Here is a 19,392-nt window from a genome sequence, read left to right on the forward strand (position 1 = left end):
AATGAAAAAAAGATTTCAAAGCTTAAACAGACAAATCACAGTCATTATCACGACTCTGTTACTTGTTTTAGTGACTCTATATATGTCAAAGAGATACTTTTATAGCAAAGAAATTGAGCTGTTGATAGAATCTTGTCAACAAGCTGGCGGCAAAATCATCTTAGAAACAAATAGTTTGTCTATGGATTACTCGTTTGAGTGCCAGAAAAAGTAGAACAGGCAGTTTCTGCCTGTTTGTACTCAAATTAAAAACCTAAATCTTGCAGCCAATGATTTAATCTCATTTCTCGTTTCTCGACAGTTGAATGATCATATCTTCCTAATTGTAAACTGTCTGCCATTTCTCCGTCATTCATAAACATGATTCTTTCAGAACGAAGAGCCACCTTGGGGTCATGTGTAACAAGTAGCAGTGTTGCTCCTTCAGAGTGGATTCTTGAAAAAATATTCATTACTTCCTTTGTTGTACTGGAATTAAGAGCACCTGTAGGTTCATCAGCGAAAAGTATATCTGGTTCATTCATGAGCGCTCGGCAGATAGCGGCTCTTTGAAGCTGTCCTCCCGATACTTCTGTCAAATATCTATTTGCCAAATGATCAATTTCAAGTTTTTCCATTAAATATTGAGCTCGTTCATTCACTTTTTGTCTTGGCTTTTTCTTTGCTAAATAAGCTGCTGCAATGATGTTGTCAAATAGATTAAGTTTTTTTAATAAGTGGCTGTGCTGAAAGACAAATCCCATCTCAGTTAAGCGCAGAGCACTTAACTGTTTTTCTGTCATTTCTGATAGTGTTCGGCCTTTATATTTGATCTCTCCTGTTGAAGCTGTTTCTATGCCGCTAAGCTGATAAAGTAAGGATGTTTTTCCACATCCAGAAGGTCCCATAATGGTCACGAATTCCCCGCGCTTTATCGATAAATGAATATCCTTAAGAATCGTTTGTTTCTGTCCTTTTAATGAATTGATATGCAATGACAATCGCTTCGTTTCAATCAAGTGTTCCATGTGAAACAACTCCTTATTAAAGTGTATGCCTTGTCGTTTGGCTAGAAAAAAACGTCTTCAATAACCAGGCGATCAAAGCTAAATTGACAATAAATAGTATGAGTGGATACACAACCGACACCCATTGCGATGACAGCCACTGGAGGCTCGACGCCCCTAATGATGCTCCACCTATACTCATCAAAGCAGGACCAATTGTATTGACCGCGATTGTTCCAATAAAGGCGCCAAAAGAGAGAACAACAATAAAACTTGTTATATATTGTGCTGTTATATCTGTTATAGAAAACCCAATTGTTCTTAACATGTTGTTCCGGCTTGAATCTTTAGCTTTTAACATGTGCAAGAACATGAACAGCATTAAGCTGGCGGTCCCAAAAGCAGCTAATGTAGCAAAAAATGCAACGACTTTTACGATAGCTGCTGTGCTGCCGATCGTTTGATGAACGTATTCTTTCATATCTGTCACTTTTGCAGGAGATACCTTTTTTTCAAATATCGCCTTTTTCTCTGCAATATTTACTCCTGGTTTTAGTTGGATTTGAATGGTTTTCCAAAGAGCTGATTGAGGAAATGGCTGTGATATTGCTTTTGCTGTTTTGCCTCCATTGGTGACGTCCTGATAAATACCTGTCACCGTTCTTTGGGTTTCATGCCCGTTAGTTACGAGAGTGATTCTTTCTCCTATCTTTTTCTGAAGTGAATCTGCATTTAACACGGATAAGGCAATTTCATCATTCTTTAAAGGCTGCCGGCCTTGTAAATAGGTGAGGGGAAATGCTGAGAGCTCACCTGTTTCTAAATAGAGCGTTTCTAATGAATTCTCCTTTGATTTCGCCTGAAGAGAAGCAGTCTCATAGATGGCTGCTGTTTGAATGCTCCGATCTTCACGAATCATTGATTCTATTTCGTTTGTATTTTTCGTTAGTTGATTTCCTTGGCGTATATCAATTCGAAGGTCACTTTTACCCGAGCCAAGGTAGGTGATGAAATTCGGTGATTGTAAGGTATGCCATAGCTGAATAGGCATCAGCATTAAAAATGTACAAAGTGCAATAATACAAGTAATCGTTGTGTACAACTTCTTTCGTGATATCAGGTCTTTTAAACCAAGCCAAATATGGATTGGTAAGAACCTGCTTTTCTTGAGGTGCATAGGTATTTTTTTCTTATGATTCGATGAATGGATACCACCTTGAAGGGCTTGAGCAGCTGATATTTGACCAAACTTTCTTAGGACAGCATAGCTGCAAGAGATGACGATCATTGCTGTCACAATAGAAACAAAAAGCGGGATTAACAAATGATCAAAAGAAGGCTGATTCCCCATGTATTGCTGAATATTGGCCGTAAACATATCACCAAATATAAGTGTTAACACATAGCCTGCTATACATCCTGCACAAGCAAGCACGGCATACTTTCCAACGTATAATTGCTTAATTTTTGTTAAAGGAATCCCAAGTACCTTCAGTATGCCAATTTCACGTTCATCTTCTTCTATAGAAGCCGTCATAGCAAGATGGAGTGAGAGAAGGGCTATACTAATGAGCAGCAGGCAAACAAGCAAAAGAATGGCAATCACCATTCCATCTGTCAATGCGTTCAGCATGCGCAGCAAAGGCAGTGTGACAGCTGGGCCTTGTTGTGGCATCTGTGATGATTGATAGATTGCTTGAAAAGCATCTGTCTGCGCGGCATCATGCAGTAAAAATTCGATTAAGTACTCTTTTTGTTGAAACACTTGATTTATTGCGTCCCAATCCTCGTTATGAAGAAGAAATCTTTTTGAACTGACTAGACTGGGGTTCATTTGTGCATCTCGCAAGAACGCTTTGATGCGAAAGGTGAATTGATTAGCTCCTTTCTCAATCAGTAATGTTTCACCTATGTTGAGATGATACTTTTGTTGAAAATAAATTGGGACAGCCACTTCACCTTTATTGACAATGAGCTTCTCGTTTTGTTGATTTAAAAGAAAATCAAAATTGCGATTTTGCTTCACAAATAAATGATCCATCACACCTGCTTGGGCAGGCTCATGTCCGAACCTGATGTTTGCATGTTCAATTGGTATCATAGGGACGATTTGATGAGCTTTTACCATGGACTGCTTACTTGAAAATGCTTCAATGTCTTTTTCATTTAGGTCGCCGTCATGCATTTGGACAAAGTCTGGCGCTTTAGCAGAATGGAGCAGGCCAGAAATGGACCCATTCAGCTGTACTGTCATTTGAGCGGCACTTGCTGCGAGAAATGAAGTCATCATGATGCAAATAGTTAAACCAATTGAAATAAGACGGTGGCGGGTTAAGTCTTTCTTTATAAAGGCGAATCTCATGAGGCTGATTCCCCTTCATGTTGAAGCATATTTTTTGTTAGGTAGGCTAGGGCAAACATGAAAACACTGACGATTAACACAGTCACATACATGTTGGCTGAAAACGTATTAAACAAGAACCCATACATCATTTGACCAAGCGGAACTGCACATTGAGAAACCATTGTTAGATTGGCCATCACTTTTCCTAATTGCTGATTTGGAGTTTTCTTTTGAATATGTGATATCACAACGACCGAGATCATTGTAAGCAGCATAGCAATTGGAAGACATCCTGCTAAAAAGAGAAAATAAGCTGGATAAGTGCCAAATTGTAGAGCCATAGTCGATGTTGAGAACGCCACAGGCAGTAGGATGATGGCGATGACAAGCATCCAGCGATATAAAGTAGGAATGCGCCAATGCTTCGCTACGAGTCCAACTAGCAGAGCACCTGCGATGACAGCGAACTCAATCAAGCCCATTCCTACTCCATACATGATGTCACTTGTTTTCATTGTAACCCTTAAAATGATTGGGCCACCTACGATAAAAAATGGTGTAAGGATGAAATTTAACATTGCAGCAAGCAGCATGGTTCTTTTTAGAAACGGCTGGCTGCCGATATAAGAAAATCCTTGTTTCATATCTTTTATGAGCACTTTGCCCATAGAATCTGTCAGCGGACTAGAGGAGAAGGGTATTTTTAATCGTAAGAGCATGCACGCAGATAGGAAAAATACGATGGCACTGGCACCTATAATGAATTGACTTCCAATCATTCCGTATAGAACACCACCGATAACAGGTGCGAGAACACCTGAAAGTGCCTGAACGCCATTGACGATGCCGTTCGCTTGTTCTAATTGATCTTCTTTCACTAGCTGTGGAATGCTGGACATCACAGTAGGTGCATAGAACGTACTCATCACACCAAGAAGTATCATGACAGCTCCTATCATGTAGAGTGAATCATTTCCAGATAATAAACAGAAATAAAAAGCAAGAATCATGATGCCGGCGAGGACGTCAAATAAAATCATCAAGTTCCTTCTGTTAAACCGGTCAGCGATTGCACCAGCTAATGGGGAGAGAAGGAACGGGATATTGGATAAAGCGAAAAGTAAGGCAAATAAATCAACTCGTTGTGTCATATCAAGCACATGTAAAGATAGAACAAATCGAATGAGAGAAGATCCGAAAACGGAAATAATCTGTCCGAGAACGAGGTAGATAAAGTGAGATGAATCTCTTTTGAATAATACATTCATAAATATCACTCTCCTTTTAGACCGACCGTCAGTCTATAATGTATGCAGGATTGGTATTGAAGTGACCAATCACTGATTATTTTCATCCTGCTCACCAGATAATCGCTTCAGCAGGAAGGAAAAGCTCCCCTTATCTGCATGCAATGAGGATTCGAGTATATCGATAAAAGCTAAAGCGCGTTGTATACTTTCTTCGGCTGTCCATTGAAACAGGCCTTCATCAAATATGACCTGTGCAGAAGCGAGAAGGAATTCAACCGTCTCTTGCGGATACTTCGTTTTGAATGTCCCTTCCTCTACACCTTGCTGAATGACTTCTGCCAACACTGGTGATAGTTCTTTAATGGCTTTAATTAAGCTTTTTTGATGCATTTCTGCATTAGAAGGCTGATGGAACTGATCGATCATCCCCTGTTTATGGCTTCCTTGCTGAGGTGATTGCGCCATGATGATACGAAATAGTTTGTCAACGACTGGAAGGTCTGGATCAGCCGCAATACGCTTTGCCACGATGATATCTTCTTTGATGATCCTGTCAATAATGGCATCCATTACTTCTTCTTTGGATGCAAAGTAGTAATAAAAGGTGCCTTTTGCAATGCCAACGGATTTTAATATGTCAATAATCGTTGTTTTCTGATAGCCTTTGGTTGAAAAAAGCGCTTCTGCTGCGTTTAATATGTCATTTTTACGTTCCTCAGGATGTTTAACGGTTCTCATAAAGCCATCCTTTCTTTTAACTAGACTGTCGGTCGGTCTTTGATTTGATTAAACACTTTTTAGGGTGTCTTTGTCAATGGCTGGTTTTTAAACACTTTGCATTTATTGTTCAAAGACACTATGATACATTGAATGAAAACACCTTCAGGAGAGATGCCTCATGCAATTTTTAACCAGTGAATTGGCTCAAGAAATGGTTGAACGTACGATGCATATTTTACATAAAAACATCAATGTAATGAATGCAGATGGTGTCATTATTGGTTCTGGTGAACGAAACAGGATTGGCCAGAAACATGATGGTGCACGACTTGTTCTGACAAGCGGGAACAGTGTGGAAATTGACCATGAGACCTCCTTGCGCTTAGAAGGAGTGAGACCGGGGATCAACCTGCCTATTTGCTTTCATGAACAAGTAGTTGGTGTAATTGGGATTACTGGTGAGCCAGAGGACATTCGGCATCATGCCGAGCTGGTGAAGATGGCAGCTGAACTGGTGTTAGAGCAATCTTTTCTACTCGAACGGGTTCAATGGCGTCATCGAATAGAAAGTGAAATTGTCAATCAGTTGATTTCATATTCTGATGTTGGGGATCATCAGCTGAAAAATCGAGCTGCTTGGCTGGGAATGGATTTAGACAAGCGCCGAAGGGCTATTGTTTTTCAGCCAGTTCCATCCTCAGAGGATGCTGTTCATAAATTGATGCATGCGATTCAATATGATAAGAAGTCGGATGATTTACTTGGTATGACCTTTTGTCATGAATTGATTCTTTTAAGTCATTCAATACCTGAACATCAATTAAAGCAGATGGCAGGTCATCTGCAAAGAACAATGCAAAGAGCAATAGGAGGCCAAGTGCTAGTGGGGATAGGGACTGTCGCTGACGACATCAGCCAGCTGCCAATTTCTTTTCAGCATGCGAGAGAAGCCCTGAGATTAGGGAAAGCTCTTGATCCGGAAGAAAGTATGTATTTCTTTGAGTCTTATCAGCTGGAAAGCTTATTCATGATTGCGGGAATTGCTGAAAAGAAAAGTCGATGGACTGACTTTTACAAGCCGCTGACACAAGAAGCAGAGCTCGCCCATACATTAAGGGTTTACATTGAAGAGGGCGGTGATTTGCAGAGCATTGTTGATCGTTTATTTATTCATCGGAATACATTGCGTTATCGTTTAGACAAAATTCAAGAATTGACTGGAAAAGACCCTCGTCATGTAAAACAGTTAATCGAGCTTTATATGGCGCAGCTAATGAATCAATTATCTTGATTGTGCAAATGCACAATTGAGTAGAGTGATAGATGAAAAAAGTTCATCCAGATTCACAACACAATCCCTTTGGGTAAACGCTTACAATTGGAGAAAGATATTTTTAGGGGGATTGAGGATGAGTGGAGATGTAACGGTAAGTACTTTGGGAGCCCTGGCGGCGCTTGTGATCGCGATTGTTCTCATTCTAAAAAAAGTATCACCTGCTTATGGCATGCTGGCAGGTGCATTTATAGGCGGCTTGGTTGGCGGTGTAGATATTGTTCAGACCGTCAACGTCATGATGGAAGGTGCTAAGGACATGATTCCAGCTGTCCTTAGAATTATGGCGGCAGGTGTATTGGCTGGTGTTCTCATTGAGTCGGGTGCTGCGTTATCGATCGCTGAGGCCATTGTGAGAAGGCTTGGTGAGGCGAGGGCGCTATTAGCACTCGCACTTGCAACGATGATTTTAACAACAGTGGGCGTTTTTGTAGATGTTGCGGTTATTACGGTAGCGCCCATCGCACTTGCCATTGCCAAACGCGCAAAGCTCTCAAAAACGGGAATTCTTCTTGCTATGATTGGAGGCGGGAAGGCAGGAAATATCATGTCACCGAATCCGAATGCCATTGCCGCTTCAGATGCTTTTGGTGTACCTCTGACTTCAATGATGGCTGCGGGTGTCATTCCAGCTATGTTCGGGCTGGCGGTTACATATGTATTAGCTAAAAAGCTTGCAAACAAAGGGACACCCGTTCTTGAAGAGGAAACCGGGCAAAGTAAAGTTCAAATACCTGCTTTTTTTCAAGCACTGGCTGGTCCGCTCGTTACCATTTTATTGTTGGCTTTAAGGCCGCTTTTTCAAATCAATATAGATCCAATGATCGCCTTACCAATTGGAGGGATTGTAGGCGCTCTTTTCATGAAAAAAGGGAAATTTCTCAATGATTATGCGATGTCAGGGCTTCATAAAATGTCAGGTGTCGCGATTATGTTATTAGGGACAGGTACGTTAGCAGGAATCGTATCGAATTCTACCTTAAAAGATGTGTTTATTCAGGCACTTGATGCATCGGGTTTACCTCCATATTTACTTGCACCAACTTCAGGGATATTTATGTCAGCCGCTACTGCTTCGACAACAGCTGGCACGGCGGTAGCGAGTGGTGTGTTTAGCGGAACACTGATTGGGCTTGGTGTGTCTGCTCTTTCAGGGGCAGCCATGATTCATGCTGGCGCAACAGTACTTGACCATATGCCGCACGGGAGCTTTTTCCATGCAACAGCAGGAAGTGTTCAAATGGATATTAAAGAGCGTTTAAAGCTCATGCCTTTTGAATCGTTAATCGGTTTGACGTTAACCGTTGTATCGACCATTATTTTTGGCGTTTTCCAGCTGTTTGGCTAAAGGACATGATAAGAAATGAGGGGCTGATAGGATGAAAATTGTGATCGCACCAGATTCATTTAAAGAAAGTTTGTCTGCTTATGAGACAGCATGTGCCATTGAACGAGGATTTCGTTCTATTTTGCCACACGCAGAGTATATCAAACTGCCAATGGCAGATGGCGGAGAGGGAACTGTTCAATCGTTGGTTGATGCGACGGGCGGGCATATTGTTTATCAAGTGGTCACGGGCCCGCTTGGTGAGCCTGTGGATGCTTTTTTTGGCATGTTAGGGGACAGTCAGACTGCTGTCATAGAGATGGCTGCAGCCTCTGGATTACACCTTGTTCCGCGAGAAAAACGTAATCCGTTATGGACGACATCGAGAGGAACTGGTGAATTAATACTTGCAGCGCTGGATAAAGGAGCGAAGCATGTGATCATTGGGCTTGGCGGAAGTGCAACAAATGATGGCGGTGTTGGAATGATGCAAGGATTAGGTGCAGCTTTCCTTGATAAAACAGGACATGCACTGACGTCAGGCGGCGGGGCACTTCATCAATTAGCTTCAATTGATTTATCTGGACTCGATCCAAGGCTGCAATCTGTCCGGCTGGAGGCGGCTTGTGATGTGGATAATCCTTTAACAGGTGAGAGAGGAGCGTCTGCCGTTTTCGGCCCTCAAAAGGGAGCAGATGAAGAAATGGTTCAAGTGTTAGACAAGAATCTAGCTCATTTTGCACGAGTAGCTGAAAAGCAGTTCAATATATCCTTTGAAGATGCAGCAGGGGCAGGAGCTGCAGGGGGACTTGGTGCGAGTTTATTAGGCTTTTTAAAAGCCGATTTGCAAAGAGGAATTGATATTGTGCTGAAAGCTGTTCATTTTGATGACATCATCAAGGAGGCAGACCTTGTCATTACGGGAGAAGGCCGAATTGACCGGCAGACCATTTATGGAAAAACGCCAATCGGCGTAGCCAAAGCAGCGAAGCAGTATAATCTGCCCGTGATTGCCATCGCAGGCTCTCTTTCAAAAGACAGTGCAGTCGTACATGATCATGGAATTGATGCACTTTTTAGTATTGTTCCAGGTATTACCTCTCTTTCTGAGGCGATACGCGATGCGAATCTTCATGTAGAGAGAACAGCTCGGAATATCGCGGCTGTGTTAGAATTTGGAATAAAAAAGTAAACGATGAAAAATGTTTCCTTTTCTATCACATTCCTTCTATAGAAATGTGGTAAAATCGATATAAATGATGTAGAAAGTTGGAGGAAACAAAAATGTCTAATCTACCGAATTGTCCTTCGTGCAGCTCACCTTATACATACGAGGACGGCAGTCTGCTGGTTTGTCCTGAGTGTGCGCATGAATGGTCACTTGAACAAGAGCAAGCGGCAGAGGAACAGCTTGTTGTCAAAGATGCGAATGGGAACCTGTTAAGTGATGGGGACACGGTCTCTGTTATTAAAGACCTAAAAGTAAAAGGTTCTTCATCCGTTTTGAAAATAGGAACGAAGGTCAAAGGCATTCGTTTAGTGGAAGGCGATCATAACATTGATTGTAAAATTCCTAGCTTCGGCGCAATGAAATTAAAATCAGAGTTTGTGAAGAAGATATAATGTATGAAAGGAGGCTGTAAGAGGCCTCTTTTCTTTATTTATAGGTGAAAGGAATAATCTCAAACAAAATTCCATACATATATACCTGTTGAAAAAGGTTCATTTTTTAAAAAATCAAGCCTCTTTTCACATAAAAATCCGCTGTTTTCTTAACCCCACCTTAAAAAAGGCAGATGATTCGCTAAATTTTGGCTAATCCCCTTCACAACTTTTGGGCATTGCTGTACCATATGGAAGTGTATTTCTATTTTTGACGGATCATGGTGTTTATCAGGAAATAGAATGATAGATGAAACTTAGACAAAGAAGGAGAGGTAACGTGACGAACGTTTTAGAACTGCATAATGTATCTAGACATATTCGCGGTAAAAAGATTGTTCAAGACTTGAGCTTTACTGTCCAAGCGGGCGAAGTCTTTGGCTTCTTAGGACCAAATGGTGCAGGGAAAACAACAACCATTCGTATGATGGTCGGTCTTTCTCCCATTACATCTGGTGACATTCTGATTAATGGTCATAGTATTCAAACCTCCTATCAGCATGCCATCCAAGATGTCGGTGCCATTATTGAAAACCCAGAAATGTATAATCACTTAACGGCAAGACAAAATCTTGTTCACTTTGCCAGAATGAATGGGAAAGTGGATGAAGCGCGAATTGATGAGCTGTTAGAGCTAGTCAGCTTACAGCATGTGAAACATAAACGTGTGCGTACATTTTCATTAGGAATGAAACAGCGATTGGGCATTGCGCAGGCACTCATACATAGACCGAAACTGCTAATCTTAGATGAACCAACCAATGGACTTGATCCTGAGGGGATTCGAATGATACGAGATTACTTGAGAAGGCTTGCAAAGGAAGAAGGGCTGGCTGTTATTGTTTCAAGTCACCTCATGTCAGAGATGGAATTGATGTGTGATCGCTTTGCAATTATCCAAACGGGAAAGCTAGTTGCCATTGAGGATCAGCGTGCTGAGACGAAGCAGGATGATTTGGTTAATTATCGAATGAAGGTAGCAGCTGGTGAGCTTGAAGAAGCACAGAAGCTCATTGGTGCATTTGAGGAAGGCGTCACTGTAAGAGGAGAGGAGCAGTATTTATTCTTCTCTATGCCAGAACAAAAAATGCCAGAATTAATTCGTCATTTGAGCAGCGCGTCTATTCATTTGTACGAAATCAAAATCGAAAAACAAACCTTAGAAGATAAGTTCTTAAGCTTAACAGGTAAAAAGGAGGCAGACGTATGATTCGCCTCATTCAAAACGAGTGGATGAAGATCAGTTATCGTATTGGTACTTGGATTATGGTTGGGCTTCTTGTGTTAGGTATGATTGCCACGCTGATCTTTGTAGTGAAAACAAATGACAAAGATCAAGCTTCAGGTGATTGGAAAACCCAGCTAGAAATGATGAATAAGGAAAACAAGAGGGAGCTCAAAGAGACAGAGAATGGTTTCTTTAAAAGAGAGCTTGAAAAAGAGATCGCTATTAATGATTATCGAATCAAGCATAACTTGCCGCCAGCTGATCAGTTTAGCGGCAGTGTATGGGACTATGTGAAAACAAACGCCAATTTACTTCAGCTAGTCGGTGTGTTTGTGATCATTATTGCTTCCACCATTGTGTCGGCTGAATACAAGCATGGTACAATTAAATTATTATTGATTCGTCCACCATCAAGGCTAAAGATCCTAATATCTAAATATATTACGGTGCAGCTGTATGCTCTTTTACTTGTTGTGGTGCTATTTATCTTGTCATTCGTATTGGGTGCTATTTTCTTTGGACTTAACACTGATTATGTGAATTTGGTGTATCAAAATGGTGAAGTGATTGAACGTTCGCAGTTTGCCAATATGGTCTATTATTATCTTGCTCATTGTGCAATGTTTGTCGTTTTGGGAACCCTTTCGTTCGCCATTTCTACAGTATTTAGAAGTGAAGCTATCTCCATTGCCATTAGTGTGTTAGCGTATATTGTGGGTGGATCAGTCACAGGTATTTTAATGCTCTTCTTTGATTGGTCAAAATATCTGTTATTTGCAAACGATCCATCCCAATACTTTATGGAACAGGTTACTCTTATCGAAGGTATGTCTCTAGGATTCTCATTAATCGTCCTAGTCATCTATTGGGCTATTTTCTTAGCCATTGCCTTAATTGTCTTCCAAAAGCGTGAAGTGAAAACAGGTTAATTTAACTTTTTAGGAGGTTTACACATGATGAAACGTAAAGGTGAAAAAATTATGGGGATTATTAGTATTGTCCTCAATGCCATTGGTGTTGGGTTTGGGGCATTAATCCTTTCTGTGGGTCCATCTTTTTATGATGAAATCAATGAAGTGTTAAAAGAGGAAGGAGAAACATTGCCGATCGAAACGCTTCAGGCTTCGGTTCATGCATTTGGTACTCAGTTCATGGTCGTTTCCGCAATTGCGGCTGTGCTGTCGATTGTTGGTGTGATTTTCTTGAAAACTGACCGCCGTGCCGTGCTATCAGGTATTCTTTTCTTGGTTTCTGCTGTGACTCTTTTAATTGGAACAGTTGGCCTTGCATTCGTTCCAATGGTTCTATTGTTTATCATTGGATTAATGTCTCTTATTAGAAAGCCGAATACAGACATTCACACAAGTGAATATCCTTCATAATGATAGAAAAGACATGCGCATATCCGCGCATGTCTTTCTTTTTAAATGATGCCAATCAGCATCGCCACGAACAGAAGGATAATACTGAATCCCCACATCCAAAAGAAAGAGTAGCGGATGTGTTTCCCCATATCAACCCCTGCAAGACCTACAGCGAGCCAAACAGCGGGAGCAAGCGGGCTGACAAAGGTTCCGATGATGTTCCCAATCATCATGGCATATGCCGCAGAAGTGCCTGGTACGCCAACTTCAGATGTAATGGATTCAACAATTGGCAGAAGGGCGTAATAATAGGCATCTGTACTTGTCAGCATATCCAGAGGCACCCCAAGCAGCCCAACAATGATATGTAAAAATGGCAGCAAGAAGGCTGGTAAAATGTGAATACTGTCCACAGCAATGGCTTTCAGCATCCCCGTGCCTTCAAGAATTCCTAAAAATGACCCTGCGGAGAAAATGACAGCCGCCATCATCAGCGCACTAGGTGCGTGTGCCTTAATCCTTTCCATTTGCAGATTCACATTCGGAAAGTTAATCAATAGTGCCAGTGACAGGCCAATCATAAACATAAAACTAGCAGGAATCACGTTCAACACGAGAAGCACGACAACAGATACAAATAGGATGAGGTTGACCCAGATGAGATGATAACGCTTTAAAGAGGCGTCTCCCGTTTCACTAATAGACTGAATGGCACGATCCCAATCTGCACCTTCTAGTTGAACCGCAGCTATTTCATTTGCAGCAATTTTCACCCGAATTCGTTTTTCTTCCCTTTTTCCTAAAATGAATGCCATCCCTAATACGAGCACAACGCCAATGAGCTGAATTGGAATGAGTGGCACCCACAGTTCAGAGGGATCCATATTTAGGACACTTGCTGCCCGTCCAGTCGGTCCGGCCCATGGAATCATATTGGTTAATCCGGCACTCGTCCCGATTAATAACAGCAGCAAATAAGGACTCATATGTAATTTTTTATAAAGCGGAAGCAGTGCAGGTACAGTTAATAAAAAGGTCGTAGCCCCTGCTCCGTCTAAGTGTGCGATAACCCCAATCAAAGCAGTTCCCATTGCAACTGTGACAACATTTCCTTTTGTCAGCTTGATTAAAGCTTTAATTACAGGTTCAAAGAACCCTGTATCTTGCAAAATGCCAAAAAATAAAATGGCGAAGATAAACATGGTCGCCACCGGTAATACTTTGATAATCCCTTCCTCAAAGAAGGTTTGAATGTCATTGATCCCAAATCCCGCGATGAGTGCCCCTATTAAAGGCACCATGACCATGGCGACAATTGGACTTGCTTTCCCCCAAATCAGCAGCACAACAATCGTTAAAATAATCAACAATCCAACAAACGTTAACATAAGCCCCTCCCCCTGCAAATAAACCGTTTACATTTATCTATTCTTTTCATCCAATGCACTCCCATAGGTGCATTGAAAAAAAAGATTATCAAATTTATGAGTATGAAGCAACCGCTTTCATACCTATACAATGGTAAAAAAGGATGGAGAGACCAGTCGTAATGCGGCATCAAATATTGCAAAAAAATTTAGATAAAAAATAACTAATAAATTCACAGCGATAAATATGGGTATATATACTCATTGAAATCAAAAAGCGCCCAATAAATGGACGCTTCTTTCAATTATTTTTTCAGGATGACGTACTCGTAAGGATCAAGTTGAAGCTGCTCAGGCACTTGCTGGCCAGTCAGTATATTCTCATAGCTTGCCTCTGAATCTAGTGACATGTTCTGCTGCTCTTCTGAAAAATTCATCAAAAACACATAGTCCTGCGTACCGTCTGTTCGTTTTTGTACACTGACTCCTTCTGGAATTGCAGTGGATAGGACGGGCTGTATGCCAATGCCTGCGATAAGGTCTTCGTAAAACTCATCATAAAAAGCCTGTTCATTTTCTGAGGCCATATAGTATGCCTTCCCTTTTTCTAATGAACGGACAGTCAGGGCTGGCTGTCCTTCGTAGCAGCCATTCTCAAAATGCCCTAGCACAGAGGCCGTTTCAGGATGTATGGATTCGCAATATTGTCCGACATGATAGGTGCGTCCATTTCCTGTCGTCATTAACACATGTTCATCTGGCATCAATGTGTTGATTTCCTCTGCCCAAATGCCAAGTACATGGCGGAGAGGACCAGGGAAACCGCCGAGGAAACAGAGATCATTTTCATCGACCATGCCGCTCCAGTAAGTCGCAATAAAAATGCCGCCCGCTTTGACAAAGGCTTCAATTTTTTCTGCAACGCCTGGTTTGATCATGTAGAGCATTGGCCCAATGAGCACACGATAGGATGAGAAATCCTTTTCCATTCCGACAATGTCAACAGGAATGCCCTTTTTCCAAAAGCTTCGATAGTGAGTTTGACAAGCCTCTACATAGCGTTTGTTTGTATTATTTAAGCCTTGCGCATCATCAATGGCCCAGTGGTTTTCCCAATCGTAAATGATGGCAACCTCTGGCTGAACAGATGTGCCCGCAATTGGCTGCAACTGCTCCAGTTGTTTTCCTAGATCAGCTACCTCTTGAAACACGCGCGTATGTTCATGACCGGAATGATCAACAACGGCACCGTGGAATTTTTCAGAGGCGCCTCGGCCTTGCCGCCACTGGAAATAAAGCACGGAGTCTGATCCGTGGGCAATGGCCTGCATGGCAGAAAGGTGTGCCATGCCTTTATGTTTGACCTTGTTGACTTCATGCCAGTTCACAAGGCTCGGCGTACTCTCCATGACGAGAAACGGCTGTCCGTCCTTTAATGAACGATACAAATCATGTACAAAGGCGACGTTTGATGCTAATTCGGCCGTTGTTTCTCTGCCGGTATGCCAAGCAGGATAGCTATCCCATGAGATCACATCGACCTCTTTAGCAAATTGATGATAATCCAGCCCAAGGAATGGACGCATATGTGGATAGTCACCCATAAAGTTCGTGGTTACTGGGATATGAGGCGTCAATTCCCGCAGCGGTTCAATTTCATTTTGATAAAAATTAATCGTTTGCGCTGTGACAAAGCGTTTCCAATCCAGGTTCATGCCGTGAATCATGTGCTCCCCGTGTGGTGCGGGAGACTCGATTTGTGACCAATCACTATACGTGTGGCTCCAAAATCCTGTCCACCATGCTTGATTCAAAGCCTCAAGATCATGATTGTATTTGTCCTTCAAATAGTCTCGAAATGCTTCCTGGCAAAGATCGCAATGACACTCGCCGCCGTACTCATTTGAAATGTGCCACATGATCAGTGCTGGATGATCCTTGTAGCGTTCCGCAAGCAGCCGGTTGAGTGTGTTCGTTTTCTCTCGATAAACCGGAGAGGTGAAGCAATGATTATGGCGCAGTCCATGTAAGTTACGCTGACGATTCGCTTCGACGCGCAATACTTCTGGATATGTTTGCGACAGCCAAGCAGGTCTTGCCCCGCTTGGCGTAGCGAGAATGGCGTGTGCCCCCTGCGCTGCCAAGCGGTCCATAATGTCATCCAGCCAAGCAAAGTCATATTGACCTTCTTTTGGCTCTAGCTTACTCCATGCGAATATGTTGATGGAGAATGTTTGACAGTGTGCAAGCTTCATTAATCGAAAATCTTCGTCAATGATCTCTGGCATATGGAGCCATTGATCTGGATTGTAATCGCCACCATGCAAAAAGCCTTTCACATTTGGGTGAACGAGTGGGTAACGCTTTCCCATTTTGTCACGTCCTATCCTTTTAGTTACGGTGTCATTTGTTTAAATACATCAAGAGAAGGCAGTGCTTTTCCGTTGAAATCAAACATCGCTTGATTTTCCCACGCATTTCCGACAGTACCGGTGGTTTGAATATAAGCGAGCCCGTATTGACTAGACCACGGAGCACCTTTCGCTGGAATCCAAAGCGGCTCCCAATAAAAGAACCCTTTTCCGCGGTTGTTGTTTACTTTTGAAATCTTTTCGGATAGATCTCGTATAAAAGATGCCTGGCCTTGAGGTGAGGCTGGATAGCCGGCTGTGTTGACAGAGTCTTGATTAAATGAGTTATCTAGGTTGTCACCGTTTGCTGTCGTAAAGCCGTAAGCAGTTTCTACCACGATGACGTCTTTGTTATAGCGGGCGCTAATATCACTCATATTGGAGGTCAGACCGCTAAAGCCGCCGTCCCAATACGGGTAATAAGATAAACCGATCGTATCGAAGGAGACGCCTCGTTTTGTGATTTCATCAAACCACCAGCGGGATGCACCATTGTCTCCGCCATGTGCAAGGTGAAGCATGATTTTGATGTTTGAATCGACAGAGCGGACGGCATTTGTGCCAGCTTTTAGCAAAGCAGCGAGCCGATCAAATTCACCACCGCCTTCACCCCAGCTTTTTCCGTTTGGCCACAGCATACCTGAGTTCAACTCATTCCCGACCTGAACCATATTCGGCAAGGCATTTTGCGCTCTCATCGCTTTGAGCACATCGCCTGTGTAAGTGCCGACTGCTTTTTCTAAATCACTTTGTGAGAGGGACGCCCACGCTTTCGGTTTGAATTGTTTACCCGGATCCGTCCAGAAATCACTGTAGTGAAAATCAAGCAGCACTTTCATATTTTGTGCTTTTGCACGTTTCGATAAAGCGATGGCTGTATTGAGATCATTTGTCCCGCCGTTATAAGCACGGCCTTGATTGTCATATGGATGGTTCCACAGTCTGATACGCACATAGTTGACGCCTTTATCCTTTAATAGCTTGAGCGGATCAACCTGCTGTCCGTTCTGGTTGTAGTATCTGCCACCGCTTTTCTCTACTTCTGCAAGCATAGAGATATCGGCTCCTTTGATGAAATCACCTTGCAATCCATTGATCGGCTGAACAGAAATCGCATCTGCCTTAGCTTCAGGCAAAACACCTAACCCTATCAGAAAGAAAAAGGCAACAGTGACAAGCAACCATTTCTTCATCAAATCTCCCCTTATCCTTTTGTCCCGCCTTGTGTGAGGCCGGACACAAATTGTTTTTGTAAAACAAGGAACAATAAAGCGACTGGAATCGCAATGAGTAAAGCCCCGGCTGCAAAGGTCGTGTAGCTGGCACCCATTTTATCTGACACAAGATTGTACAGACCGATTGGGAGCGTATACATTTCGGGTGAGCGGACAATGACACTGGAAATGATGAAATCACCCAGTGGACCTGTAAATGAGTTGATCGCGACAACGGCTAAGATGGGCTTAGCGAGCGGCATAATAATTTGGATGAAAATCCGGAAATGCCCTGCGCCATCCATTCTGGCTGATTCATCGAGATCCTTCGGAATCGCATCAAGATAGCCTTTCATTAAATACGTATTCATCGGAATTTGTCCACCTGCATAAATCAAAATCAGGGCAAGGTGGCTATTAATGAGTCCAAGCATTTGAGCAAGAACAAAAATCGCAATCAGCGCTGAAAATTGAGGAATCATTTGCAGCAGCAAAAAGAGCATCAGCCCATTTTTACGTCCTTTGAAGCGGAATCTGGAAAAGGCATAGCCTGTAAAACTAACAAGAATCAGCGTTAAAACCATAGTGGCAATACTGATCTTCATTGAGTTCCAATACCATTTTGCATAAAGTGCCCCCTGACCGAAGAACAGCTCGGTGAAATGGCTGAACGTTGGATCCTTCGGAAACATACTGGTACTCATCAGGCTGTTCCCAGGATTAAAGGAAGCACCGATCGTCCAAAGCAGTGGATATAGAATACAAATGGAGGCAATGAAAAGGATAAAATAAGTGATGCTCAGGCGAATGAGCTTATTTTGTTTTGATCCCATATCACATCATGTCCTCCTCTTTGAATGAATTCGTTCTCTTAAACTGCCAGAGTGCAATGGCGATGACAAAGATTGAAAGTAAGATCGTGACTGCGGCAGCAAGTGCATATTGAGAAGACTGCATCGTGAGTTTGTAAATCCAAGAAACCAAGATGTCCGTTCCCCCGGCAGTTGAGCCAGCCACAGGTGGTCCTCCGCCATTAAATAAATAGATGATATTAAAGTTGTTAAAGTTAAACGTATATTGCGTGATTAATATAGGCGCAATGGAATAAAGGACAAGCGGTAACGTGATGGACCGGAATTTCTGAAAGAAGTTTGCCCCATCAATGGTCGCAGCTTCGTATAGATCCTCTGGAATCGCCTGTAAAACACCGGTTGTCATAATGAAAACAAAAGGGAATCCAAGCCAAGTCTGCATCGCGATGAGGGCGATTTTGCTCCAAAATGGATCTGTCAGCCATGGTTTTGGATCAATCCCAATCGATGCAAAAAGTGTGTTGTTAATGGCTCCAAATGTATCGTTGAACAGTCCGGCAAACACCAAAATGGTCACAAAACCTGGAACAGCCCAAGGAAGAATCAAAATCGTTCTAAAAAACCGTTTTCCCTTTAAATCCTTCTGGTTGAGCAGAACCGCTAGAAAGATGCCAATGGCACATTGAAGGGTCGACGCAGCCAACGTCCATACGACGGTCCAGCCAAGTACATCAATGAAAGTGTCTCTCCAAATATCAATTGAAAAGATATTTTGAAAGTTCTTGATCCCTACCCAATCAATCAGATTGGCAGGAGGCGAGTGGTATAGATCGTAGTTCGTAAAAGCCAGCGCAAAGCTGAACATAATAGGAAAGACAACAGAGAATAGAAGTAAAAAGAAAGCAGGAGTGCTCATTAAGTAAGGAAAGCCTTGGTCGATAAGCTGATGATATTGAGCTCGAATGGAATGGAGCGGAACCCCTTGATCACGTTTTTTTCCGTTTATAAAAGCGTCACGCATCATGAGTACGTAAAAGCCGATACCAAAACCAGCTGTTAACAGTGCAATAATCCCTTTTGCCAAAAGGAAAACAGAGTTGTCACGAGGCAGCATCGTACCTAGTGTGAACAGCCCCCAGAAGCCAATATTAAATAAATCATAAAATACGATGATAAAAGAGACGCCGAATAGGAAAAAAAGTGCCCCTTTGCCGTACTGTTTATTGTATATCTGCCCCATCCCGGGTATAAGGGAGAACATTAGCGCCCGTCTCCGGTGTGTCTTTGATTCCACTATGTGTGTGCGGTCTAGTTCAAGGTTACCCGTCACGTCTAACACCTACTTCATATGAAATTAGATCAAATACGGGCAGC

General features: G+C 42.4%; 16 protein-coding genes. 7 read left to right on the forward strand and 9 right to left on the reverse strand.

Going from position 1 to position 19,392, the window contains the following annotated elements:
- Positions 1-245 precede the first annotated feature (245 nt).
- The 4 genes from OIT90_RS00620 to OIT90_RS00635 all read right to left on the reverse strand — a co-directional run bounded on the left by OIT90_RS00620 (position 246) and on the right by OIT90_RS00635 (position 5,318).
- Positions 246-1,007: an ABC transporter ATP-binding protein gene (locus tag OIT90_RS00620; protein WP_039182724.1), complete on the reverse strand. Its 762-nt coding sequence runs from the start codon at positions 1,005-1,007 to the stop codon at positions 246-248.
- Positions 1,008-1,023: 16 nt separating this feature from the next.
- Positions 1,024-3,348, reverse strand: a complete 2,325-nt coding sequence (locus OIT90_RS00625; RefSeq protein WP_366206498.1) for an ABC transporter permease — start codon at positions 3,346-3,348, stop codon at positions 1,024-1,026.
- A complete protein-coding gene (locus OIT90_RS00630) occupies positions 3,345-4,598 on the reverse strand; it encodes an MFS transporter (RefSeq protein ID WP_474892152.1) in 1,254 nt (417 codons plus the stop codon). Before OIT90_RS00630 ends, OIT90_RS00625 begins: the two co-directional genes overlap by 4 nt.
- Before the next feature lie 69 nt (positions 4,599-4,667).
- Positions 4,668-5,318 carry a TetR/AcrR family transcriptional regulator gene (locus tag OIT90_RS00635; protein WP_474892153.1) on the reverse strand — a complete coding sequence of 217 codons (651 nt, stop codon included), beginning with the start codon at positions 5,316-5,318 and terminating at the stop codon, positions 4,668-4,670.
- Between the two features lie 160 nt (positions 5,319-5,478).
- Between OIT90_RS00635 and OIT90_RS00640 the strand changes: the two genes are divergently transcribed.
- The 7 genes from OIT90_RS00640 to OIT90_RS00670 all read left to right on the forward strand — a co-directional run bounded on the left by OIT90_RS00640 (position 5,479) and on the right by OIT90_RS00670 (position 12,232).
- On the forward strand, positions 5,479-6,591 hold the full coding sequence (locus OIT90_RS00640) for a CdaR family transcriptional regulator (RefSeq protein ID WP_039182716.1): 1,113 nt from the start codon (positions 5,479-5,481) through the stop codon (positions 6,589-6,591).
- 118 nt (positions 6,592-6,709) lie between these two features.
- Entirely contained in the window at positions 6,710-7,981 is a 1,272-nt protein-coding gene (locus OIT90_RS00645; protein ID WP_144489755.1) for a GntP family permease, read from the forward strand.
- Between the two features lie 31 nt (positions 7,982-8,012).
- Positions 8,013-9,152: a glycerate kinase gene (locus OIT90_RS00650; RefSeq protein WP_106025409.1), complete on the forward strand. Its 1,140-nt coding sequence runs from the start codon at positions 8,013-8,015 to the stop codon at positions 9,150-9,152.
- Positions 9,153-9,244: 92 nt separating this feature from the next.
- Positions 9,245-9,583: a zinc ribbon domain-containing protein YjdM gene (locus OIT90_RS00655; RefSeq protein WP_024423969.1), complete on the forward strand. Its 339-nt coding sequence runs from the start codon at positions 9,245-9,247 to the stop codon at positions 9,581-9,583.
- 319 nt (positions 9,584-9,902) lie between these two features.
- Positions 9,903-10,832, forward strand: a complete 930-nt coding sequence (locus OIT90_RS00660; protein ID WP_474892154.1) for an ABC transporter ATP-binding protein — start codon at positions 9,903-9,905, stop codon at positions 10,830-10,832.
- Positions 10,829-11,779 carry an ABC transporter permease gene (locus OIT90_RS00665; RefSeq protein ID WP_268473450.1) on the forward strand — a complete coding sequence of 317 codons (951 nt, stop codon included), beginning with the start codon at positions 10,829-10,831 and terminating at the stop codon, positions 11,777-11,779. Before OIT90_RS00660 ends, OIT90_RS00665 begins: the two co-directional genes overlap by 4 nt.
- Positions 11,780-11,803: 24 nt before the next feature.
- Positions 11,804-12,232 carry a DUF4064 domain-containing protein gene (locus OIT90_RS00670; RefSeq protein ID WP_039182706.1) on the forward strand — a complete coding sequence of 143 codons (429 nt, stop codon included), beginning with the start codon at positions 11,804-11,806 and terminating at the stop codon, positions 12,230-12,232.
- A gap of 41 nt (positions 12,233-12,273) precedes the next feature.
- On the opposite strand, the gene OIT90_RS00675 is transcribed toward OIT90_RS00670, so the two are convergent.
- From OIT90_RS00675 to OIT90_RS00695, 5 genes are all read right to left on the reverse strand, one after another.
- Positions 12,274-13,602 (reverse strand): CitMHS family transporter, encoded by a 1,329-nt coding sequence (locus OIT90_RS00675; RefSeq protein WP_058838401.1) that lies wholly within the window; start codon positions 13,600-13,602, stop codon positions 12,274-12,276.
- 284 nt (positions 13,603-13,886) lie between these two features.
- Entirely contained in the window at positions 13,887-15,953 is a 2,067-nt protein-coding gene (locus OIT90_RS00680; protein WP_474892155.1) for a beta-galactosidase, read from the reverse strand.
- Positions 15,954-15,976: 23 nt separating this feature from the next.
- Positions 15,977-17,185: a glycoside hydrolase family 53 protein gene (locus OIT90_RS00685; RefSeq protein ID WP_144493831.1), complete on the reverse strand. Its 1,209-nt coding sequence runs from the start codon at positions 17,183-17,185 to the stop codon at positions 15,977-15,979.
- A gap of 11 nt (positions 17,186-17,196) precedes the next feature.
- Positions 17,197-18,039 (reverse strand): sugar ABC transporter permease, encoded by an 843-nt coding sequence (locus OIT90_RS00690; RefSeq protein ID WP_039182698.1) that lies wholly within the window; start codon positions 18,037-18,039, stop codon positions 17,197-17,199.
- Between the two features lies 1 nt (position 18,040).
- Positions 18,041-19,279 carry a carbohydrate ABC transporter permease gene (locus OIT90_RS00695; RefSeq protein ID WP_047203725.1) on the reverse strand — a complete coding sequence of 413 codons (1,239 nt, stop codon included), beginning with the start codon at positions 19,277-19,279 and terminating at the stop codon, positions 18,041-18,043.
- Positions 19,280-19,392: the final 113 nt, after the last annotated feature.

The sequence above is a fragment of the Bacillus sp. ABR genome, assembly GCF_056172715.1.